The organism is Parabacteroides sp. PF5-6 (assembly GCF_029504695.1).
GTDB lineage: Bacteria > Bacteroidota > Bacteroidia > Bacteroidales > Tannerellaceae > QVMG01.
Map to the genome: position 1 here is coordinate 158484 of NZ_JAQFIN010000003.1, position 22042 is coordinate 180525.

Here is a 22042-nt window from a genome sequence, read left to right on the forward strand (position 1 = left end):
TTCGGGGGGCAAAGGTAGTATTTTTATTTGGAAATGCAAACGGGAGATAGAAAAAGTTAAATGGAGCTTTCCCCTGTTCCATTCAAGGAATTACAACAAACGGCCGACCGGATAACGGTTGACTCCGACCTCAACGGTTTCGCGCACCTTCTGCATAAAGAAGTGTAAGATGGCGACCGGATCGTTGGCAAAGGCAGGGTCGTTCCGCTTCTTTTCCTCAAATTCCTTTTGCAATTGCGGATCTTTGGCCATCATTTCCCGGCCTTTGACTTCCATATATTTCAGGCTGATCCAAAACTCATTGGGTGCTTTGATGTAACTATTAAAGAATCCCCAATAGACCAGGGAGGTCGGAGACTTAGGTTCCAACAGGTGGGCAACTATTTTCACTTTAGGCTGGGCGGTTGGAATCAACACATCGCCTTGATGATACGAAATCGTTTCCTGAACAGGGATATAGTCGGTCGTCAGGGTGATCCGTCCTTCATAAGGCGATTTCGACCATTCGGAATGTGTGAAATGGTAAGTCTCTACCATTATTAATGTATCTCTTTCCAGACGTTGATATTGAATACCATGCACATCCAAGAGCGCGATCACCTCCTGGTGCTCGCGCGGCAGGATATAGGCTTCGGGCAACCGGATCTTGTTCTCTCCCCGGAAAGAGGTGAAAAGCCAGTAATCGTAGGTGACAGGTGAGTCATAATCGTAATACGTCCACAGTCCACCGGACATCTCACTTCGGACTGTCGTATCTTTCCAGGCCAGGAAATCAGTCTTTTCCGCCTGCTTCCGGTCGTGGGCAAACTCCAACGGCAGAGAGTCTTTCCGGAATGCAGCCGAAGCGACATAGTCGTCCGCCTTGCGCACCTCTTCCCGGAAGATCTCTTTATACTCTCCGGCAATCGCCATCGCATGTTTGAGGTAAAGATAGGAGGCATTCACCCGTTCTTTATAAGGCTTATAGATATGATTTTCGACAAGCAGGCCGATCCGGTTGTTTGCCGAAGCATAACCGTTGGAATACTGCGGAGCAAACACATCGGGCAATACAGCAGTGCCGTAACCGGGCACGTCTTCGGTGGAATAATAATACGGGAAAATCGGATAACCGGCCGCTTGCATCCGCTCTTTCAGTTCGGTTTCGAACGTATTCCGGCTCCAGTCGAGCATATTGGGTGCCAGAAACTCACAATGTTCCAAGCCATAGGTAGAGACGTATTGGAAGTCGGCGCCATTGGTCACATGGATATCGATAAACAGCTCCGGCATCCATTGGCTGTAGAGCTGCAACAAAGCGCGTGTTTCCGGCGCATCCGCTTTGATAAAGTCGCGGTTCATATTCAACCGTTGGGCGGTGAAGCGGGAACCGACCTCGACCGGTCCGTTCTGGTTGATCCGGTAGTGCTCGCCAAAGTCTTCATGCCCGTCTACATTCATGATCGGGATAAAAAGGAAAGAGACGTCATCCAACAATCCTTCGTGTTGGCCATACAAAGCCAGGTCGCGGATAAACATCAAACCGGCATCCTTGCCATCCGGTTCGCCGGCATGGATACAGGCTTCGGCCAAAACGATCACGCGTCCTTTCGCCCGGATCTTCTCCGGCGAAGTCAAACCGTCTTTATCCACAATAAGTAAAGGGATCTCTCTTCCCTGCGGAGAACGTCCGATAGTGGTATAATGAATCAATGGAGAATGTTGATCCAATAATTTGCAATAGGCAACGGTCTCTGCATAGCTGGGTGTCCGGTTGTAATCGTTCTTCTCATAATAGGTCAGAAACAATTCTTTGTCCAGCGGTTTCTGTCCGCACGCGGTGATCAATAAAAGAATAAGAGTAAGAATGGGAATGGTGGCGTTAACTAATCGGTTCATATTGTTTAGATTTAATATTCAGCTTTTTACGTATCAGAATGGATAGCCGACGGCAAAATGCCAGGCAAAGTTCTTCCCGAAGTTCGGATGGGATATCGCCCATCGCTTACTGCCTCGTTCCTGCGGATTATAGGCTTTGAAACCGGTATCAAATCGTAACAGGAAGAAATCGAAGTCCAAACGCAGTCCTAACCCATAGGAAACAGCGATTTCTTTATAGAAGCGGGAGAAGTCGAAGTTGCCGTCAGGCTGATCGACATACGGCCGGATGGTCCAGATATTACCGGCATCCACATAAGCGGCCAATTCAAATTTCCAGAACAGCTTGGTCCGGTATTCCACATTCAGGTCCAACCGGACATCCCCTACCTGATAAGCAAAACTGGTCGTATCGTTCACCGCCATACTTCCCGGGCCGAGATCGCGCACCGACCATCCGCGGACACTGTTCGCGCCGCCGGAGAAATAACGCCGTTCGAAAGGCAACATCTCCGCATTTCCATAAGGCACACCGACGCCCACACCGACATGAAAAGCCAGGCGGCTTCGGTTGTCTAACACGATTCCCCGGCTAACATCGATATCAGCTTTAACAAATTGCGAGTAGTTTGTCCCGAACAGGCTATACCGCCCGTTGCTATCTTTCGAGGATTTCGTCAGATTGGATAAGGCATACAGAACATTCCCGGCAGTCTCGACGGAAACACGCAGGGAATGGGTATTTCGCATCCGGTTCTGTGGCGAATAGTTATTAAAAGAATACGTATATCCGGTCGCAACAATAAACTGATCGGTATAATTATAGCGCAGAAGCGCCTCGGGAAGGCTGTTTTTAAAATCCGGATCGATGGAGGGCAACAAAACATAATCCACATCCAACAGCTTAAACGTATGACGCGCCAAGACATTACTCCGATCCTGCCAGATATAGTTCCATGATCCGGAGAAAATAGAACGTTCGTATTCCGGCCGGTCCTGTTTATTATAGCTTAAACGCAATTCGGTAGACGCCCTCAGCCGGCGTTTGAAATCATAGTCCAGAAACGGAAAAAGAAAACGGGGGAATAAAATCGAAGCCTCTCCCCCATACTCCCAATAACTATCCGAGCCGCCCAACGATTCATAAGCGCCACGTATACGTGCCGAGAACACTTCCGCTCCCCGGAAGATATTACGGTGCTGATACGAGAGGCTCGAAGCAAAACCTAAATCGCCGGCATTATTGGTTCCTTCGACATCGAAACCAATGCTTTGCGGTTTGGAGAAAGAAGTTTGCACGATACAATCCAGTTTCAGGCTGTCGTTCTCTTCATATTCGGTGAAACGCAGGTTGACATTCTTCAGTGCCCGCAACGAAGTCAGGGCGGAATAGGTCTGCTCCACATTGCGTTCATTATACAACTGTCCCGGCGAAAGATAAACGGCATCACGCAAAACGTTGGAACGGATATTCTTTCCCCGCTGGCCGTATATGATCGTGAGCGCCTTGTTTTTGACTGTGTCGGTCGGGATAAAGCGGGTACTCAGGTTATCATCCAACGCATTATAATCGGTCAAGATGGATACATTATTTATATAATACTGCCGATGAGGAACCTCCGTCACCGATCCATCCGCATGATATTTGCGGAAAGGTTTGAGCACCAGATCGACATCCACCAGGTGTTGATTGTGTGTGCTGTCGGCCAGGTAACCCAGATGGTCGCGGTTAAAGGCATAATAGCCTCTTCGGCGCAAGAGGGAAGTTGCTCGTTGTCGTTCTTCGTCCAACACATCCCGGTCGAACAGATTGCCTTCTTTGATCAGAGGGGTGAAATTCTCTGAAGCCGAACGGAAAGTATTGCTCAATGCCGAGCGCTTGACCGGAGTCAGATGAATGATACTATCGATCCGGGCATCGTCCACGCGGGAGTTATATTCCCCGATCCGGTAAGGCTCATTCGATGTGATATGGTAGGTCACCACCGCTTTCTTCCGGCGGGTGGTATCGATCGACGAGGTCAGTCCGGCATCGATATATCCTTTGTTAAAGAGGAAACGGCCCAATTCGGCCTGCGATTGCTCCACCAGCATCGAGTCGAGGATCACGGGAGCTTCGCCGATCCTTCTCAATTGTTTATTGAACCAATTGTTCGCATTACGCCCCGACCAGTTATACACATACAACTGCCATTTGACCAGACCGAACAATTTGAAATTAGGTTGCTGACGCACATAGGAGTTTAATTCGGAAGTGCCGAAGTCCGGATTATCCGATTCGATGACGACCTTATCCAGCAGGTATTGATCGCCTTCCACAAATTTCGTTGTGCTGCACGAAGCCAACAAAAACAAAAGGACACTCATCGAAACTATACGCCGGATAACCTTCATTATATTTTATTTAGAAGCGGGAGCAAAGATAGTGAAAGCCGAGCGCAGAAGCAAACTTGTTTGCTTATGCCGAGGCGCATCCTATCTTCGATTTGCAGGAACAAAGATAGTGAAAGCCAGAAGAATTTTACTTGAATTAAAATAAAAACGGCTACTTTTGCTATTTAAATAAGGATAATACAGGATGGTAAGTAAGACGAAATTAAAATATATACGCTCGTTGGAGCTCAAAAAACACCGCAACGAAGAGGGCGTTTTCCTTGCGGAAGGGAATAAACTGGTTGCCGATCTGTTGTATGCTTTCGAGAGCGAACTGATCATCGCCAAACCTTCATGGATGGCTACCCAGGGAGATATCCCGGCCAAAGAACTGTTGATTGCCGACGAAGAAGACATCCGCAAAGCCAGCCTGTTGAAAACACCCCAGGATGTGATTGCCGTGTTTAAACAACCCCAATGGAATATCGAAGAAATATGTCCGCAGCAGCAGCTCGTCCTTGCACTCGACGGCATACAGGATCCGGGCAACCTGGGCACGATCATACGCATCGCGGATTGGTTCGGCATCGAACATCTGGTTTGCCACACGGATACCGTCGATGTCTTTAACCCCAAAGTGGTGCAGGCCACCATGGGCAGCCTCGCCCGGGTGAAGGTACATTATACCGATCTGGAAATTTATCTGACTCAACAAAAAGAAGCCGACATCCCCCTCTACGGTACCTTCCTGGATGGCGAGAATATGTATGAAAAGGAATTATCGACCCACGGCATCCTCGTTATGGGTAATGAAGGGAATGGCATACGTCCGACTATCCTGCCGCTGGTGAACGAAAAACTATTTATCCCCAACTACCCGATAGGCCGCGAGACCTCCGAATCATTGAACGTCGCCATGGCAACCGCCATCGTCTGTGCCGAATTCCGCAGAAGGGTTAGTGAAACCCCGTCATGCCGGCCTTGGTGAAATCATTCATTTTTCACACGATTTGAAAACGATCGAAAAGCTTGTCTTTGCTTTTCTGGCCTCAAAAAAGACAATAAATGACAAAAATAAATAACTTTGTGATCTTCCCGTTGGGAAATAAATATTCATCGGAATAAAAGGCAATGAGATATGAAAGAATCGAGGGATGATGAAGCCCCAAAAGATATGCTTTCCACGAAAGCAAATGCAGAGATGTTAACCTTCCGCAAATTAGTTTCCCGGTTGTTGAACCTGTTTATGCATTCGCGTGACCGGGATACGGTAAACACCGCCCTTTCGCTTGTTTTATCTTTTCTGCAAGCCGACCGGATCAGCTTGCGGGTGTTCGACCGGAATTTTATCGACGAAGACTTTTCGTATACCGTGACCCGCCAGGGGCTGGCCACTCCCCTACGCGCGCTTCCGGAGATCCTGAAAGAAAAAGATCCGACCTATTCCCAACTGATCGAACAACTGGTCGCACTGCTTAAGACGGGCAAAGAACTGGTGGTGGACAATGTCAATCAATTGCCTGCCGAGTTGGCATTTAGCCATCGGCTGACTGAAGAGCTGATTCGTACGAATGAAACCAAGTCGTGCCTGACGCTTCCGACCTACAGCCGGGAAGTGGTCAATGGTTATATCATGATCGATTTTGTCGATCATTATCATACGTGGAAGCGGGCAGAGATCGAAAATATGCGGGTGGTCTGCGAGATCTTCTCCAACACGATCGACCATGAGAGGGTGTATAAGGAACGGGAGATATCGGCGCTGAAAACATTGAAAAACGAGGTATTGCTCAACCTGATCTTCCAGAAGCTGCCGATCGGCGTCGAGCTCTACGACGAGAAAGGCATACTGACACGGATCAATAAATCCGACCTGGCGATCTTCGGCATCACGGAAGAGAACGTGGTGGGCATCGTCGATCTGTTTCGCAATCCGATGATCACCGAAGAGCATAAACAACAGATCCAGCAAGGCATAGAGGTGGAGTTCGAGGTGGATTACAATTTCAAGGTGATCAGCGAAAACAAGTATTACGAAAGCGACTGCCCCGAGCAGCAAAAGCGGTTGATCTGTCGGATCATCCCGCTGATGGATACGTTCGATAATATCTTCGGTTACCTCTTCCTGGTCAACGATATCTCGGCAGACTACCAGCAGAAAAGAGAACTGGAATACAACCTGACCAAACTGCGCATGGCGCTCGACACAGGCAAGGCGCTGATCTGGGAATACGATGTGGAAAATAACCAGCTTTCTTTCGACGATACCTTGACGGGCGATATCCGCTCCTGGATCTTTATGAATGCCGGCAACGACGATATGTTTACGTCCGAAGGGCAGATGCAAGGCGTGCATCCCGAAGATATGGACCGGTTCTACAACCAGGCAGTCACCCCGATCCTGAACGGAGAGATCAATCAGGTGACCATCACCTACCGCCAGTATATGAACGGGAAACTGGAATGGTTGACCAGCAACTTCCGGAGCACCCAAACGAAAGAGGGTAAAAAGCCGTCGAAGGTATTTTGTTATACCATGATCGTGACCGAACAGCATGAAACGGAATTGGAACTGGTCAAGATGAAAGAGGCCGACCGCTTGAAAACGGTCTTTATGGAAAACCTTAGTCACGAGATCCGCACCCCGCTGAACGCCATTGTCGGATTCTCCAATATCCTGGCCGAGGGCAACCATACGCCGGAGAATGAGGAGTTTATCCGGCTGATCCACGAGAACAACGAAACCTTATTGAACCTGGTCAGCAATATGCTCGACCTGTCGAAATTGGATGCCGGGGAGATCGAATACGTCTACCAGGATTTCGACCTCCAGAAGATGGGCGAAGAACTGTATCACCTCTATGCCCAGAAGAAGCAATCGGAGGTGACGGCCACATTCCATTACAACCTGCCTTTCACCACCTGGTATTCGGATGAGAAACGGATGCGGCAAATCATATCCCTATTGTTGGACAACGCGGTGAAGTTTACGCAAAAAGGTGAGATCTCCCTTTCATTCGAAGCGGAAGAAGAGAAGCTGAAAGTGATAGTCAGCGACACGGGTATCGGTCTGACCGAAGAAGAGCGGAAGAATCTGTTCAGCCCTTTCTACCAGTCGGATACGTTTCAGAAAGGTGCCGGACTGGGTTTGCATATCTCCCAGAAACTGATCAAAGGGCTGGGTGGAACAGTTTGTGTGGAATCGGAAAAGGATCGAGGATCCAAGTTTTGGTTTACCTTGCCGGCGACAAACACCGAACAGGTGCCTATCCCTCACTGAGTCCGTGCCGTAACAAATAAAAACAGAGGGCCGCTTCCCTGACGGGAGCGACCCTCTGCTTTTTTATTAGATTCGATCCAATGTTTCAGCCAGTTTCTCCGGAGTAAGATCATAAGCTACAATTACTCCTTTGTCGTTGATCAAATAATTCGTGAAGCCTTTATGCAGGCGATACTCCTTATACACGACTGACTCTCTTCCCTGTTCTTCCAGAAATTGCGTGGAGTGATCCAGCTTGTCGGTCTTGACTGTCTCGGTAAAGACCGCTTGGTTCTCGTCCAAAGATATCGAACGAACCCTCAATTTCTCAGAACCTGATTTGTTGATCTCATTCATTAAGCGAACATTACGGGCGCGTGATTCGGCATCATAGGCGGCCCAGAAATTCAATAGGGTGTAATGTCCTGAATGATTTTGGAAACGCAAATCTTCATCGTTCTCCAAAGACTTTATTCTCGGTGCTAAATCGCCGGGATTCAATCCCACTGTCGGCTTAGCTTCTTTTGATCCGGAAGACATGATAACCATAGCGACCGAAGCAATGAGAACATAAGTTCTAACTCTCATATTTTGCATTTTACGTTAAACTTGATCAGAATAAAGCCATTTTCTTTTTACCTTAATCGCTTGAAGACTTTATTCTGACTCCTGATTTTCAGGATATAAACAGGAAACGTGCTCTTCGCTAAGAGGCTTTTCCCTGTTAATCGGGTGCAAATATAAAGCAAATCTGCCAACTTTCAAGGTTTTATATACTTTTTCTATCACTTTCACAAGTTTTTCAATATGTTTTATTGCACCGTAAAGACTGAAAAGAGTATGTTCTGCAGCACATTCTGCATTCCACCAAGTAGGGAACGGACTAAAAAGTCCCGAAGAAAGCCCTGCGAATAGGTAGATTTTAATACCTTTGCCCCTTTAATAGAATCAGATATGGAACGGAAAGACGAAGAGATTATACTTATTAATATTAATGGGACGGATCGTCCGGGAGTAACTGCCGCTTTAACTGAAATCCTGGCAAAAAACAATGCAGTCATATTAGACATCGGCCAGGCCGATATACACAATCACCTGTCGCTTGGCATCATGTTTCAAAGCTCCGAAGGTAATTCCGGAGATATCCTGAAAGAACTTCTTTTCAAGAGTTATGAATTAGATGTTCATATACGCTTCAACCCTATTTCAAAAGAGGAATATGGTAAATGGGTCAACATGCAAGGTAAACATCGGTACATCATTACCATCCTGGGGCGGAAACTGACAGCGAAGCAGATCGCCGGAATCTCGGGCATTGTGGCCGAGCAAGGCATGAATATCGATGATATCAAACGCCTGACCGGACGAATCCCGTTGGATGAAAACGAACGGACGCCCAAAGCCAGTGTCGAATTCTCCGTCCGGGGCACACCCCGAGATAAAGAGAAAATGAAAGCGGACTTTATGCGTCTGGCCGCCGAGCAGGAGATGGATGTCTCCTTTCAGGAAGAGAGTATGTTTCGCCGGATGCGCCGCCTGATCTGCTTCGATATGGATTCGACACTGATCGATACGGAGGTGATCGACGAACTGGCCATCCGTGCCGGCGTGGGCGAACAGGTCAAAGCGATTACCGAATCGGCCATGCGGGGCGAGATCGACTTCAATGAGAGCTTCCGCCAACGATGTGCCTTGTTGAAAGGGTTGGATGTGTCTGTCATGCAGGAGATTGCCGAGAGCCTTCCGATCACCGAAGGGGCCGACCGCTTGATGTCTGTCTTAAAAAGAGTAGGTTTCAAAATCGCCATCCTCTCCGGAGGATTTACCTATTTCGGCAATTACCTGAAACAGAAGTTCGGTATCGATTATGTATATGCCAACGAATTGGAAGTGGAAGACGGCAAGCTCACCGGCAACTACGTCGGCGATATCGTCGATGGCAAACGCAAGGCGGAATTGCTTCGTCTGATCGCCCAGGTGGAGAATGTGGATATTCGCCAGACCGTTGCCGTGGGCGACGGGGCAAACGACCTGCCGATGATCAGTATCGCCGGATTGGGTATCGCTTTCCACGCCAAACCGAAAGTCAAAGCGACCGCGAAACAGTCGATCTCGACCATCGGACTCGACGGCATCCTCTATTTCCTCGGCTATAAAGACTCGTACCTGGACGAACAAGGCGTTTTCTAATACAAATAAACTATACAAAACGATGATCAAACATGTAGTGATGTTCAAACTCAAGGAGTTCGACACCTTAAACGAAAAGCAGGCGAAGATGCAGGAGATCAAAGAAAGGCTCGAAGCCTTGATCGATGTGATCGATTGCCTGAAAGCGATTCGCGTAGATTTCAATATCAATCCGGAAGAGAGCTGGGACCTGATCCTGACCACCGAACTGCCGACATTGGAAGACGTGAAGACGTATGCCACGCACCCGGCGCATGTGGCGGTATCGAAAGAAGCAATCGCACCGGTCAAAGCCGACCGCGCCTGCGTGGATTTCGAATACTAAGCGGGGAAAATATCAGGCGAGCAAGCGGATCTGGGTGACATAACCCAGGCCATGAATCTCGGCGAACAACACACTGTAAGCAGACTTCGACTTGACATTCACCTTATAGGTGATGACCGAAGTCTGCTTTTCGTAATCATTCTCGTACGAGAAGCTGACAATATACACATTCTTACTCTCCAGGATCTGGCGGATCCGCTTCAACTCGGGCGTCGAAGTATTGCAACTGATGGCCAGGATTTTATTCACCCCGTCGAGGAACATCCTTTTCTCCAAACGCTCCATCGAGAGCAAGACAAACAAGGTGGCTACAGTAGTCACCCCGGCGGCCACGAACATACCCGCTCCCGCCGCCAAGCCGATCACGGCAACCACCCAGATACAGGCGGCCGTAGTCAAGCCCTGGATACTTCCCCGGTTCTGGATGATCGCTCCAGCACCCAAGAAACCAATACCGGTCAGTACCTGCGCGGCAATCCGGCCCGGATCGCCATTCAGAAAATCGGGATAGGTCTGCGGGATCCAGATCGAGATCAACATGGCTGCCGTAGAGCCCACACAAATCAAGGTGAAGGTGCGCATCCCGGCATCGCGCCGACGCATCTGACGCTCCACACCGATAAGCCCTCCCAAGACAAAGCTGATGACCAACCGGAGAACGACCGTGCCGGTCGTTACCGTGGTCGAATCCAATAGGGTTCTGATTTCTTCTATCATAGGATATCTGTTTTTCTATTGATAATCAAAAGAATAAATCTTCATTCACCGTGTAAACCATCAGTTCATGCGCCAGCATCGCCTTGCCTTCTTTACTCAGGCCCGACTTCTTGCTGTCCCACCGGCCATACGCCTGCATAATGGATTTGAGCGACGGCACCTCTATCGGCGGATGCATGCCGTTCTTGCTATGGAACGTACCGTCGCGATAGAAAACCGCGTGCATAATCAAGCCGTTATCATCGATAAAAGCCAAGAGGGAGTTGTTCGGAAAAGTCTTATCTTTCAAGTCTTTGAAACGACAAGGATAGATGGTATTGACCGTCAGGAAACGATCGAAAAAAGCATTCAACTCGCGCATCTCTTCGAAGTTCGAATTGCGTGTGATGATCGGAGCGGTACAAATCTGATGAGTTTCGAACAAGGCTTCCAGGGCATAGAAGATACACGTCTGACAGTTATTGAATAACAGGGGCGCATCGTCGGCTTTCATACGCGACATCGAGTCGGTCAACGCCGCAATAGCCGCATCATCCAGGCCTTCGATAACGGCTGTGAAGCGATGAAAAGGGGGAATTTGGCTTTCCACCTCCAGGGCTTCGCGTTTCTTCTTGGCTTCGTAATCAAAGGTGTGCGTGCGAAACTGCGCCGGCCTGACGCGGTAGGTCAAGGTGTCACTTCCCCAGATGGCTTGGTAGATATGGTTTTCATAACGGTTCTCATAGTTTTCCACCGGACGTATCGTATCCAGATGGTTCACCAGCGAGTCACGGTACACGCCGTTCCCAAACGACTGAACGCCGTAGCGGAGTATATCTTTGTCGGTATTTATCCGCATCTCTCTATTGATAACCGCTATTTCTATCCGGGGGAAAGGCTCTTGGGATAACCCCTTATGGGGTAATACGAAAAGGCTGCATAACAGGCAGGTGATAAGTCGGAAGCGGAATTTCATACGATTGGATCTATCTATTTGAGGGTAAATATAGGCTATTTTTATTTAAACATAAAATGGCGTATCTTTGTTCTTTATGTAAAACAGATTGCAAGATGAAGATTATTACATACAACGTAAACGGATTGCGTGCCGCCATAGGCAAAGGTTTCTTGAATTGGCTGGAAGAAGAGCAGCCGGATGTCGTTTGTTTGCAGGAGATTAAGCTGCAACCCGACCAGTTCCCCAAAGAAGAATTCGATGCCAGAGGCTATCATACGTATATCTTTTGCGCGGAGAAGAAAGGGTATAGCGGAGTGGCGATCCTGACGCGAAAAGAACCCGACCATGTGGAATATGGGATGGGCATCGAGAAGTACGACCGGGAAGGACGCTTTATCCGAGCCGACTTCGGTGAACTTTCCGTGGTGAGCGTCTATCACCCGTCGGGCACAAGCGGCGAAGAGCGGCAAGCGTTTAAGATGCAATGGCTGTCGGATTTCCAAGACTATGTGCAGGAGTTAGAAAAGACACGCAAGCAACTGGTCTTGTGTGGCGACTACAATATCGCCCATGAGAAGATCGATATCCACGATCCCGTGCGCAACGCCAAGAACAGCGGTTTCCTTCCCGAAGAACGCGAATGGCTAACCGGCTTTCTGGCAGCAGGTTATACGGATACTTTCCGTGTATTGAACCCGGACAAACAAGAATACACCTGGTGGAGCTACCGCTTCAATGCCCGTAAGAATAACAAAGGCTGGCGCATCGACTACAATATAGTGACCGCCCCGCTCGTTCCCCTGCTCAAAGAAGCTTATATCCTGTCACAAGCGGAACATTCGGATCATTGTCCGTTGGTGTTGATTTTATGACCGGTGTGTCGGTACTCTTATAAGAAATCGCTTAGCTCTTCCGGGATCACACCCGTTTCAAGCGCTTCGATCATATAATCAATATAATCTTCCCAATTCTCAGCGATCGGACAAAAAACCGCTCCTTTGGCTTGGTTTGACACTTCTAACGAACCATCTTCCTCTTTGATCAGATACTTCCCTTTAAAGGTCCCGGGATAAGTAGACAGCAGTTCTAAAATTTCATTTTCCATACTCTTTTTATTGAAGTAATTTATTGATTCCATCATTCTTCCGCATCGTCCGTAACTCATCTTCTGAGCTATGAGTCCGACGATGCGTTTTCTTCTGCAAACATACGCAAAGATACATTAATTCCCATTGTTTATTAAACAAAATAGGAATCCCGGATGTTTCAACTATAGAACGACGAGTTTTTCATCTAAAAAAAGAAGAATATGTTAAGTATCGTTTTGAGTTTATTATTATTCACATCAAACAGTGAGATATCAAATAAAAATCAAGAAGTTATGAAATTTGAATTAATTAAATTGCCGTATGCGGCCGATGCACTTGAGCCGGTTATCAGTAAACAAACCATAGCGTTCCATCACGGGAAACACCTTTTAGCTTATGTCAATAAGCTGAACGAGTTGATCCAGGGAACTCCATTTGAGAACGCTTCGTTGATCGATATCGTAAAAGGTTCGGATGGTCCGACCTTCAACAATGCCGGACAGGTATTGAATCACGAATTGTATTTCACCCAATTCACGCCCAATGGCGGAGGTCAACCGGAAGGTCAGCTCGCAGAAGCGATCAATAACGAATGGGGTTCTTTTGAGAATTTCAAAAAAGCGTTTGAAGAAGCAGGCGTAGGTCTGTTTGGTTCCGGTTGGGTATGGCTGGCGAAAGACAAAACAGGGAAACTGCAGATTACCAAAGAACAGAATGCCGGTAACCCGGTAACCAAAGACCTGGTTCCGATTCTTGGGTTCGATGTTTGGGAACATTCCTATTACCTGGATTATCAGAATCGCCGGGCTGATCACTTAAAGGATCTTTGGAAAATAGTCGATTGGAACGTCGTAAATAAAAGATATTAAATAACAGCTCCCCAGAAAAGGCTGGCAGCCCTTTCCGAAAAGCCGCCGGAGTTTTGAAAAAAGCCGGCAGCCTTTTCTAAAAGGCCGCCGGCCTTTTTCAAAAAGCTGCCGGCCTTTTTTTTCCTACACGTATGTTCGCGCTGAAGCCACGGCTGAAGGCAGTTTTCTCCTAACCTGATAAGGGGTATTTTAGGCATTAAAGGTCAAAAAAAAGACAAGCCCGGAAAGAAATCTTTCCGGGCTTGTCTTTTATCTTTTCAATAAGGGGTTTAGCCATTCATCGAAGCCAGAAACTCCATATTGTCACTCGTATTTTCCATGTGTTTCTTGACAAACTCCATCGCTTCGATCGAATTCATATCCGACAGGTATTTACGCAGGATCCACATCCGGTTAACCGTAGCACCATCCTGAAGCAGATCGTCGCGACGGGTACTGGAGGCAATAATATCGACAGCCGGGTAAATACGTTTGTTCGATAACTTCCGATCCAACTGAAGCTCCATATTACCGGTACCTTTAAATTCTTCGAAGATCACATCGTCCATCTTTGATCCGGTCTCTGTCAAAGCTGTCGCCAGGATAGTCAAGCTACCTCCGTTTTCGATATTACGGGCCGCTCCAAAGAAACGTTTGGGTTTCTGCAAGGCATTCGCATCCACCCCACCGGAGAGCACCTTGCCCGATGCCGGTTGTACCGTATTGTATGCACGGGCCAGACGGGTGATTGAATCCAACAGGATCACTACGTCATGACCACATTCTACCATACGTTTGGCTTTATTCAAGACGATCTCAGCGATTTTCACATGACGTTCTGCCGGTTCGTCGAAGGTAGAAGCAATCACCTCCGCATCCACGCTGCGTGCCATATCGGTCACCTCTTCCGGGCGCTCATCGATCAACAGGATGATCATATAGACTTCCGGATGATTGGCTGCAATGGCATTGGCGATATCTTTCAGCAGCATAGTCTTACCGGTTTTCGGTTGCGCCACAATCAGTCCACGTTGTCCTTTCCCGATCGGCGAGAATAAATCGACCACACGAACAGCAGTCTTGTCATATACTTTCGGAGCACGGCGTGCCGTCAGCATAAATTTTTCATCGGGGAAAAGCGGTGTCAGGTGATCAAACGGTACACGGTCGCGTACTTCTTCCGGCGTACGTCCGTTAATCCGGTCGACCTTTACCAGCGGGAAGTACTTCTCTCCTTCTTTCGGCGGACGAATAGCTCCTTCCACCACGTCTCCCGTGCGAAGTCCAAACAGTTTGATCTGTGATTGGGAAACATAAATATCATCAGGAGAAGTCAGATAATTATAGTCTGAAGAACGTAAGAAGCCGTAACCGTCCTGCATCATTTCCAAAACGCCGGTACCGATCAGGATGCCATCAAACTCGTAGGGTTTCTCCTGTGGCTGATTTGCATGCGTATTATTCTTCTGATTGTTCGGATGATTGGGTTGTTTGTTTATTTTGTTTGAAGGGGCTTGCGGTGTGGCAACTTCTTTTTCTTCCTGACGTTTAGGTTCTGCTTTGGGTTGCGAAGAGGAGAACGGGAATATCTGATCGAGAACAGATTTGGCATCCGGATGACGGAAGACAACCCGTTTGGGTTCTGTTTCTTCCGGTGTCGCTTCAGCATTTGTATCCACAGTGTTAGCGGCAGGTAATTCAGTCTGCTCTTTCTCCACTTTTTCCGCAGGCAAAATTTCTTCTTTCGGAGCAGCAGGCAAAGCTTCCTCTTTCTTCTTAACAACAGGAGGTAAAGCTTTTTCTTCAGCAACAGGTTCCTGTTTTTTAGGAAGAATCACTTTCTTTACGGTTGCAACCGGTTCTTCTTTTACCACAGGAGGAGTAGCCGTATCCGTATCCGCTTTCGTAACTACCGGTTGTTCATTGGTGCCGGTCGGAGCGATTGCCGCGATTACTTTTTCCTTTTTATCGATACGTACCCTCTTCTTCTTTTCAGGTTTAGCGGCTGCCTTTTCGTTCGATTCAGCCTCTACCACTTCCGGTGTAGCTTTTGGGGCAGGAGTTTTAGCCTTTGCCTTTTCTGCCGGAGCCTTTTCTTTCGGCTCTTTCGTTGCATCTTTGGCTTTTGTTTCTGATTTAGTTGATTTCTTAGTGCTGGATGCTACGGACTTTGCCGCTTTTTGCTTGGCACGACTTTCAGCAATTTTCGCTTCTTTTTCTTTTTCCTTTTCGACCTGGATACCAGCTAAAGATATAGCCTGTTCGTCAAGGATACGATAGATCAACTCTTCCTTTTTGAAACTACTGACTTTTTTTATTCCTAACTCATTGGCAATATCCTGGAGTTCGGATAAAAGTTTTTCATTTAGTTCTAAAATGTTGTATTTCTGCATAATGCGAGGTTAATAATATGTAATGGTAAGACGCACGTATATCGATAGACGATAGTCAAACGCGCGTAATTATTTTGTTAATTAATGCTTGTGTAAAAAACTTTTTATTGAATAAACCGGAATGTTTGACTAATTTGACTCATTAGCAACATATCTGCGGAGAAAATCTGTGCAAATGTATAAACTTTTTTAAACTAAAGCGGCTTTTGTCCCATTTTTTTTAGGCTAAGCACCTCTTTTGTCGTCTTTTCAATGCGGAAACGATTATCCGTTCGTTCCCCGACCAACCAAATGATATCTTTTCCGCTACACAAAAGCCAGGCATTCTCCTTTTCTATGCGACTGTATTTATGATCAGAGAAATAATCACTCAGTTTCTTTTTCCCGGTCATGCCGAAAGGGATAAACCAATCTCCTTCTTTCCAACGACGCAAGGTCAGGGGAAAACGAAGCTTAGCCAGATCAAAATATGCGATATCTCGATCTTTCTCTATACTAAAACCATCCGACAGGGTGAATTGTTCACACGCAAACTCAACGGGTAGATGATAAAAATCAGCTATACTCTCCACGGTATAAGAAGACTCGTCATTCTTTTCTTCCCGATTTGAAAGCAAAAGACAATCCCGATCCTTAATCAATCGGTAATGGGGAGAATAAAAGATCTTCCCGGATTCTTTAGATAGAGACTGATAGACCTCATGGGAGACAATTCGGCTGAAGCCATAGCGCTTCAGGATCTCGTATAAAACCGTTTCGGGAGCAGGCAACGCCAGCAATCCGGAAATAGAAACACGTTTATCCTCAGAAAGCAACTGCTTAGTCGCTTCTTCGATAAAATGGATATAGATCGCTTCCGCATCGGAAAGATTTTCGGCCGTCCGGGCAATCGTTTGCCTTACCGCCGGATTAAGTTCTTCCATCAGGGGAAGTATCCGCAAACGGATAAAGTTCCGGGTATAAATATCGGATAGATTCGTCGAGTCGGTCATATACGCATAGCCTTGCTCTTCAAGCCAACGCTCGATCTCTTCCCGCCCTACCGCCAATAAGGGGCGAACGACCGTGCCGTTCTTTGGCCGGATACCCGACAGACCGCGTATGCCCGTTCCGCGCATCAGATTCATCAATAGCGTTTCCACACTATCATCCTGATGGTGAGCTACCGCGATCGCCTGCGCATTGAACGCTTTGCGCTTTTCTTCAAACCAGCCATACCGCAACTGGCGGGCAGCCATTTCGATCGAAAGATGATTCGCTTCGGCAAAACGGGTTGTGTCAAAATCTGTGGAATAATAAGGAACCCCCAGTTGCAAGGCTAAGTCCCGGGAAAAACGTTCATCCCGATCAGACTCCTCGCCCCGAAGATGAAAATTGCAATGAAGGGCTATACATTTATAACCTAAACGTACAAGAAGAACCAACAGAGCAACGGAGTCGGCTCCCCCGCTCAATCCAACCACCACCGGAGAGCGTTCCGGCAATAAGTTGTATTGATGAATATATGTACGTATCGTCTCAAACATACTTATACAAATATAGGGATAACAATGTATCCCTATACTATATTATTTATTTATTAAAACAATAACTACTCTTCTACTCCGGCCAGTTCCGGGTCGATCATGATGCGGCCGCAATACTCACATACGATAATTTTCTTGCGCAATTTGATATCCATTTGTTTCTGAGGCGGAATCTTATTGAAGCAACCCCCACAGGCATCGCGTTGGATATAAACCACAGCCAGACCGTTGCGCGCTCCCTTACGGATACGTTTGAATGCCGTCAACAAACGCGACTCCACCATGGATTCCAGCTTTTTAGCTTTCTCCCGCAATTTTTCTTCTTCCTGCTTCGTTTCGGAAACGATCTCTTCCAATTCGCCTCTCTTCTGTACCAGGTCGGCTTTGCGTCCGTCCAGGATTTCCGTCAATTGAGCGATTTCTTCGTTCTTGCGGGCAATAGCTTCGGTGAACTCCCGGATTTTCTTTTCGGAGAACTCCATTTCCAATCCCTGGAATTCTATTTCTTTGGATAAGTTATCAAATTCCCGGTTGTTGCGGACATTGTCTAACTGGGATTTATAGCGTTCAATTAAAGCGGTTGAGTCCGTTATTTTATTCTTTTGCTCTACAACTGCTCCTTCGTAGTCCTTGATATCAGCCTGATAATTATAAAGACGAGTTTCCAGCCCGGCAATCTCATCTTCAAGGTCCTGCACTTCCAAAGGAAGCTCACCGCGAAGCGTTTTGATTTTATCGATTTCAGTCATCATCGTCTGAAGCTGATACAAGGTAGAAAGCTTTTCTTCTACGGTGTATTCTTTTTCAGCAGCGTTTTTATCTGTAGCCATTCTATAAATATTTTACTGGGTTTGAATTCACATTTGATAAATGCAGTGCAAAGGTAGGAAACTTTTTCGATAATATATTATAAAATATTTCTTTTGTACAAACCTCCGACTCGTAATGCCCGATGACTGCCAAGAGTATACGATCTTCGACATCGTAATAGTCATTATACTTTGCTTCACCGGTGATGAAGATATCCGCGCCATAACTGATTGCATCTTTAATCAGGAAAGCACCACTGCCGCCGCAGATCGCCACTTCGCGGATTGGCTTACCGGTCAGCGGAGAATGTTTGACACAGGGCACGTTAAAGAGGTCTTTGATCTGCAACAGGAAGGTCAACTCATCTTCTTCCACCGGCAACTCCCCTACTACACCCGATCCGGCCTGCTCCCAAGCGTTCTTTAATGGATAAAAATCAAAGACCGGTTCTTCGTACGGATGCACCGAACGCAGCGCACGGGTAACCGCCAACTGACGGTATGCGGGCAAAACCAGTTCGATACGGGTCTCATTCTCATAATGCAGTTCACCGATCTCTCCGACAAACGGATGCGCTCCTTCTTTGGCCCGGAAACTGCCGTCGCCAGACAGATTAAAGCTACAAGAATCATAATTCCCGATACTTCCTGCTCCGGCATGGAATAAGGCGTTGCGCACAACATCCGCATAAGGCGTCGGCACAAACGTAACCAGCTTCAATAAAGATTCTTTTTGCGGACTCAGGATACGGATATTCTGTAGTCCGATCATCTCCGCCAGTTTATAATTAACGCCTCCCTGTACATTATCCAGGTTTGTATGCGCGGCATAGATCACCAGATCGTGTTTGCACGCTTTGATCATACAACGTTCCACATACGTAGCGCCACGTAACGATTTAAAAGGCTTGAAAGCTAAAGGATGATGGGAAATGATCAGATTACACTCTTTTGCGATCGCTTCATCGACAATCTCTTCCGTCACGTCAAGACACAACAAAGCACCCGTTGCCGTTTGATTGACATCCCCTACCTGCACTCCAGCATTATCAAAGTCTTCCTGTAGAGGCAACGGAGCGTATTGCTCGATCTCCCGAATGATATCCTTTATCCGTAATCCCATATCAATGTCTTTCAACTTTCAACTTTCAACTATCCGTAGATTGAGCTCATCCAATTGTGCCTGATCGATTGCGGTCGGTGCATCGAGCATGACGTCGCGGCCGGAATTGTTTTTCGGGAAAGCGATACAGTCGCGGATCGAATCCAGGCCGGCGAACAGAGAAACCCAACGGTCCAGACCATAGGCCAATCCACCGTGAGGCGGCGCGCCGAACTTAAAGGCATTCATCAGAAAGCCAAATTGTTCATCAGCCTTCTCTTCTGTAAAGCCAAGCAGTTGGAACATCTTGTTCTGCAACGCGCTATCGTGGATACGGATCGAACCGCCACCAACTTCCACGCCATTGATCACCATATCGTACGCATTGGCACGTACCGCCCCCGTATCAGAGTCTAATAACGGGATATCCTCCGGCTTAGGCGAGGTGAACGGATGGTGCATTGCATAGAAGCGTTGATCTTCTTCGCTCCACTCAAATAAGGGGAAGTCCACCACCCAAAGACATACAAATTTATTCTTATCGCGTAAGCCCAACTGACTGGCCACTTCTAAGCGCAGTTCGCAGAGTTGCTTCCGTGTCTTCATCACATCGTCACCCGACAGGATCAGGATCAGGTCACCCGGTTCCGCTTGGAAAGCATCTTTCATCTGCTGCAAGGTCTCCTGCGTATAGAATTTATCGACACTCGACTTCACACTACCATCGGCCTCCACGCGGGCATAAACCATGCCTTTAGCTCCGATCTGCGGACGTTTCACAAAGTCGGTCAACGCGTCCAGTTGTTTACGGGTATACGTAGCCGCTCCTTTGGCACAGATCCCACCTACATACGCCGCGCTATCGAAGACCGGAAATCCATGTCCCTGCATAATATCCATCAGCTCCACAAAGCGCATATCGAAACGCAGGTCCGGTTTGTCACTGCCGTAATATTTCATCGCGTCGTGCCAGGGCATACGGACAAAAGGTTCTTTGATCTCTACGCCACGGATCACCTTGAACAGGTGTTTGGCCATGCCTTCAAACAATTCCAACACATCATCCTGCTCGACAAAGCTCATCTCGCAGTCGATCTGTGTAAACTCCGGCTGACGGTCGGCCCGCAGATCTTCATCACGGAAGCATTTCACGATCTGGAAATAACGGTCGAAACCGGAAACCATCAGTAACTGTTTCAATGTCTGCGGCGATTGCGGCAAAGCATAAAACTGTCCCGGGTTCATACGCGAAGGCACGATAAAGTCGCGCGCTCCTTCCGGCGTGGAATTAACCAATACAGGTGTTTCCACTTCCAGAAACCCTTGTTTATCCAGATAGCTACGCACCTCAAACGTCATCTTGTGACGCAGTTCCAGGTTCGCGCGAACCGGATTACGACGCAGGTCCAGGTAACGGTATTTCATCCGGATATCGTCGCCTCCATCCGTTTCGTCTTCAATGGTAAACGGCGGGGTGATTGCTTCATTTAAAACGTTCAGGGAGGAAACGATCAATTCAATCTCCCCGGTCGGCATATTCGGATTCTTGCTCGAACGCTCACGCACTACCCCTTTCACCTGAATCACGAATTCACGCGCCAATTTGTTGGCTTGTTCCCATATCGGTGCGTTGATCTCCTGATTAAAAGCCAACTGCGTGACACCATAACGGTCGCGCAGGTCAACGAAGGTCATGCCTCCCATTCTTCTCACTTTCTGCACCCATCCGGCCAGGGTCACTTCGAGGCCTTCATCTGCCAGGCGTAATGCGCCACATGTTCTTGTTCTATACATTATATATAATTGTTTACATTTCTAAGCTTGCAAAGATAAATGATTTCTTCCAAAACAAAAACATAACAAACGCTGTTATTAGGGTGGAAATAAAATAAATACCGTTTTGAATATGCGTCTGAAAATAAATGCAAATGATCACGTTCTCGGGAAGGCCAGCGCCCCCATCGAAATCATAGAATACGCTGACTTTCAATGTCCTTATTGCCGACAATCCTACTACAGGATCAAGGATATACAAAAAGAACTGGGGGATGATCTCCGGTTTGTTTTCCGTCATTTCCCTTTAGCCGAGTTGCATCCGCATGCCGTTCACGCGGCAATCGCAGCCGAAACGGCTGCTGCACAGAACCGTTTTTGGGAGATGCACGACATCATCTTTGAGAATCAAAGACATATAGACGATCATCACCTGATCGAATACGCTAAAGAGATCGGCCTGGACGTGGCCCGTTTCGAAAAAGACTTCGGCAAAGATCCTTATTTCCAGAAAGTAAATCACGACTACGAGACCGGCATTCAAAACAACGTCGACACCACCCCCACCTTCTTTGTCAACGGCGTGATCTACGAAGGCAATTACATGGATGCTTCTTTCTTTACTTATCTGAAATCATTTATCCGATAAATAAACAACGTAACCGTTATTCATAGATATTCACAAGGCTTGGATTCGCATCAGTGAGTCCGGGCCTTTATTATTTAAACGGCTTTCAATCCAAATTCAAGGGAGTATTTTCTCTTTTTGTCGGGAGTATTTGTTTGTTGATAACCGTCAACACATTTGTTGATAATTATCAACAAACAACTACTCCCTGCAATAC

The 22042-nt window shown here is 47.3% G+C and carries 18 protein-coding genes; 7 read left to right on the plus strand and 11 right to left on the minus strand.

Features of this window, described 5'->3' with window-relative positions; genetic code table 11:
- Positions 1-90: 90 nt before the first annotated feature.
- Positions 91-1878, minus strand: coding sequence for a M14 family metallopeptidase (locus M2133_RS04910; RefSeq protein WP_277464876.1), 1788 nt, complete (start codon positions 1876-1878; stop codon positions 91-93).
- Positions 1879-1911: 33 nt separating this feature from the next.
- Positions 1912-4251: a BamA/TamA family outer membrane protein gene (locus tag M2133_RS04915; RefSeq protein ID WP_277464877.1), complete on the minus strand. Its 2340-nt coding sequence runs from the start codon at positions 4249-4251 to the stop codon at positions 1912-1914.
- A 184-nt stretch (positions 4252-4435) separates the two neighbouring features.
- On the opposite strand from M2133_RS04915, the gene M2133_RS04920 reads away from it, so the two are divergent.
- A complete protein-coding gene (locus M2133_RS04920; RefSeq protein ID WP_277464878.1) occupies positions 4436-5218 on the plus strand; it encodes an RNA methyltransferase in 783 nt (260 codons plus the stop codon).
- Positions 5219-5368: 150 nt separating this feature from the next.
- Positions 5369-7510 carry an ATP-binding protein gene (locus tag M2133_RS04925; RefSeq protein ID WP_277464879.1) on the plus strand — a complete coding sequence of 714 codons (2142 nt, stop codon included), beginning with the start codon at positions 5369-5371 and terminating at the stop codon, positions 7508-7510.
- A gap of 66 nt (positions 7511-7576) precedes the next feature.
- Here M2133_RS04925 and M2133_RS04930 read toward each other — a convergent pair whose 3' ends face one another.
- A complete protein-coding gene (locus tag M2133_RS04930; RefSeq protein WP_277464880.1) occupies positions 7577-8077 on the minus strand; it encodes a thioredoxin-like domain-containing protein in 501 nt (166 codons plus the stop codon).
- 366 nt (positions 8078-8443) lie between these two features.
- Here M2133_RS04930 and serB point away from each other — a divergent pair, with 366 nt between their 5' ends.
- Positions 8444-9679 carry a phosphoserine phosphatase SerB gene (gene serB, locus M2133_RS04935; protein ID WP_277464881.1) on the plus strand — a complete coding sequence of 412 codons (1236 nt, stop codon included), beginning with the start codon at positions 8444-8446 and terminating at the stop codon, positions 9677-9679.
- 22 nt (positions 9680-9701) lie between these two features.
- A complete protein-coding gene (locus tag M2133_RS04940) occupies positions 9702-10004 on the plus strand; it encodes a Dabb family protein (protein WP_277464882.1) in 303 nt (100 codons plus the stop codon).
- A 12-nt stretch (positions 10005-10016) separates the two neighbouring features.
- On the opposite strand, the gene M2133_RS04945 is transcribed toward M2133_RS04940, so the two are convergent.
- Both M2133_RS04945 and M2133_RS04950 read right to left on the minus strand, forming a co-directional pair.
- Positions 10017-10721, minus strand: a complete 705-nt coding sequence (locus M2133_RS04945; RefSeq protein WP_277464883.1) for an MgtC/SapB family protein — start codon at positions 10719-10721, stop codon at positions 10017-10019.
- A 25-nt stretch (positions 10722-10746) separates the two neighbouring features.
- Positions 10747-11676 carry a hypothetical protein gene (locus tag M2133_RS04950; protein WP_277464884.1) on the minus strand — a complete coding sequence of 310 codons (930 nt, stop codon included), beginning with the start codon at positions 11674-11676 and terminating at the stop codon, positions 10747-10749.
- Positions 11677-11771: 95 nt separating this feature from the next.
- On the opposite strand from M2133_RS04950, the gene M2133_RS04955 reads away from it, so the two are divergent.
- Positions 11772-12530 carry an exodeoxyribonuclease III gene (locus tag M2133_RS04955; RefSeq protein ID WP_277464885.1) on the plus strand — a complete coding sequence of 253 codons (759 nt, stop codon included), beginning with the start codon at positions 11772-11774 and terminating at the stop codon, positions 12528-12530.
- 17 nt (positions 12531-12547) lie between these two features.
- Here the strand turns inward: M2133_RS04955 and M2133_RS04960 are convergent, their stop codons facing one another.
- The gene (locus M2133_RS04960) at positions 12548-12763 is read right to left on the minus strand and encodes a hypothetical protein (protein WP_277464886.1); all 216 of its coding nucleotides are present in this window, start codon (positions 12761-12763) and stop codon (positions 12548-12550) included.
- A 276-nt stretch (positions 12764-13039) separates the two neighbouring features.
- Here M2133_RS04960 and M2133_RS04965 point away from each other — a divergent pair, with 276 nt between their 5' ends.
- Complete coding sequence (locus M2133_RS04965) at positions 13040-13615, plus strand: superoxide dismutase (RefSeq protein ID WP_277464887.1); 576 nt, start codon at positions 13040-13042, stop codon at positions 13613-13615.
- Between the two features lie 269 nt (positions 13616-13884).
- Here M2133_RS04965 and rho read toward each other — a convergent pair whose 3' ends face one another.
- The 5 genes from rho to aspS all read right to left on the minus strand — a co-directional run bounded on the left by rho (position 13885) and on the right by aspS (position 21218).
- Complete coding sequence (gene rho / locus M2133_RS04970; protein WP_277464888.1) at positions 13885-15987, minus strand: transcription termination factor Rho; 2103 nt, start codon at positions 15985-15987, stop codon at positions 13885-13887.
- 194 nt (positions 15988-16181) lie between these two features.
- Positions 16182-17513 (minus strand): tRNA lysidine(34) synthetase TilS, encoded by a 1332-nt coding sequence (gene tilS, locus M2133_RS04975; RefSeq protein ID WP_277464889.1) that lies wholly within the window; start codon positions 17511-17513, stop codon positions 16182-16184.
- A gap of 65 nt (positions 17514-17578) precedes the next feature.
- A complete protein-coding gene (locus M2133_RS04980; protein WP_277464890.1) occupies positions 17579-18343 on the minus strand; it encodes a C4-type zinc ribbon domain-containing protein in 765 nt (254 codons plus the stop codon).
- Position 18344: 1 nt separating this feature from the next.
- Complete coding sequence (locus M2133_RS04985; protein ID WP_277464891.1) at positions 18345-19445, minus strand: Nif3-like dinuclear metal center hexameric protein; 1101 nt, start codon at positions 19443-19445, stop codon at positions 18345-18347.
- 18 nt (positions 19446-19463) lie between these two features.
- Positions 19464-21218 carry an aspartate--tRNA ligase gene (gene aspS, locus M2133_RS04990; RefSeq protein WP_277464892.1) on the minus strand — a complete coding sequence of 585 codons (1755 nt, stop codon included), beginning with the start codon at positions 21216-21218 and terminating at the stop codon, positions 19464-19466.
- 112 nt (positions 21219-21330) lie between these two features.
- Between aspS and M2133_RS04995 the strand changes: the two genes are divergently transcribed.
- A complete protein-coding gene (locus M2133_RS04995) occupies positions 21331-21846 on the plus strand; it encodes a DsbA family protein (RefSeq protein ID WP_277464893.1) in 516 nt (171 codons plus the stop codon).
- Positions 21847-22042 lie beyond the last annotated feature (196 nt).

Coding starts and splice junctions, on each gene's coding strand:
- M2133_RS04910 (WP_277464876.1), bottom strand. CDS start 1,878: ATGAACCGATTAGTTAACGCCACCATTCCCATTCTTACTCTTATTCTT.
- M2133_RS04915 (WP_277464877.1), bottom strand. CDS start 4,251: ATGAAGGTTATCCGGCGTATAGTTTCGATGAGTGTCCTTTTGTTTTTG.
- M2133_RS04920 (WP_277464878.1), top strand. CDS start 4,436: ATGGTAAGTAAGACGAAATTAAAATATATACGCTCGTTGGAGCTCAAA.
- M2133_RS04925 (WP_277464879.1), top strand. CDS start 5,369: ATGAAAGAATCGAGGGATGATGAAGCCCCAAAAGATATGCTTTCCACG.
- M2133_RS04930 (WP_277464880.1), bottom strand. CDS start 8,077: ATGAGAGTTAGAACTTATGTTCTCATTGCTTCGGTCGCTATGGTTATC.
- serB (WP_277464881.1), top strand. CDS start 8,444: ATGGAACGGAAAGACGAAGAGATTATACTTATTAATATTAATGGGACG.
- M2133_RS04940 (WP_277464882.1), top strand. CDS start 9,702: ATGATCAAACATGTAGTGATGTTCAAACTCAAGGAGTTCGACACCTTA.
- M2133_RS04945 (WP_277464883.1), bottom strand. CDS start 10,721: ATGATAGAAGAAATCAGAACCCTATTGGATTCGACCACGGTAACGACC.
- M2133_RS04950 (WP_277464884.1), bottom strand. CDS start 11,676: ATGAAATTCCGCTTCCGACTTATCACCTGCCTGTTATGCAGCCTTTTC.
- M2133_RS04955 (WP_277464885.1), top strand. CDS start 11,772: ATGAAGATTATTACATACAACGTAAACGGATTGCGTGCCGCCATAGGC.
- M2133_RS04960 (WP_277464886.1), bottom strand. CDS start 12,763: ATGGAAAATGAAATTTTAGAACTGCTGTCTACTTATCCCGGGACCTTT.
- M2133_RS04965 (WP_277464887.1), top strand. CDS start 13,040: ATGAAATTTGAATTAATTAAATTGCCGTATGCGGCCGATGCACTTGAG.
- rho (WP_277464888.1), bottom strand. CDS start 15,987: ATGCAGAAATACAACATTTTAGAACTAAATGAAAAACTTTTATCCGAA.
- tilS (WP_277464889.1), bottom strand. CDS start 17,513: ATGTTTGAGACGATACGTACATATATTCATCAATACAACTTATTGCCG.
- M2133_RS04980 (WP_277464890.1), bottom strand. CDS start 18,343: ATGGCTACAGATAAAAACGCTGCTGAAAAAGAATACACCGTAGAAGAA.
- M2133_RS04985 (WP_277464891.1), bottom strand. CDS start 19,445: ATGGGATTACGGATAAAGGATATCATTCGGGAGATCGAGCAATACGCT.
- aspS (WP_277464892.1), bottom strand. CDS start 21,218: ATGTATAGAACAAGAACATGTGGCGCATTACGCCTGGCAGATGAAGGC.
- M2133_RS04995 (WP_277464893.1), top strand. CDS start 21,331: ATGCGTCTGAAAATAAATGCAAATGATCACGTTCTCGGGAAGGCCAGC.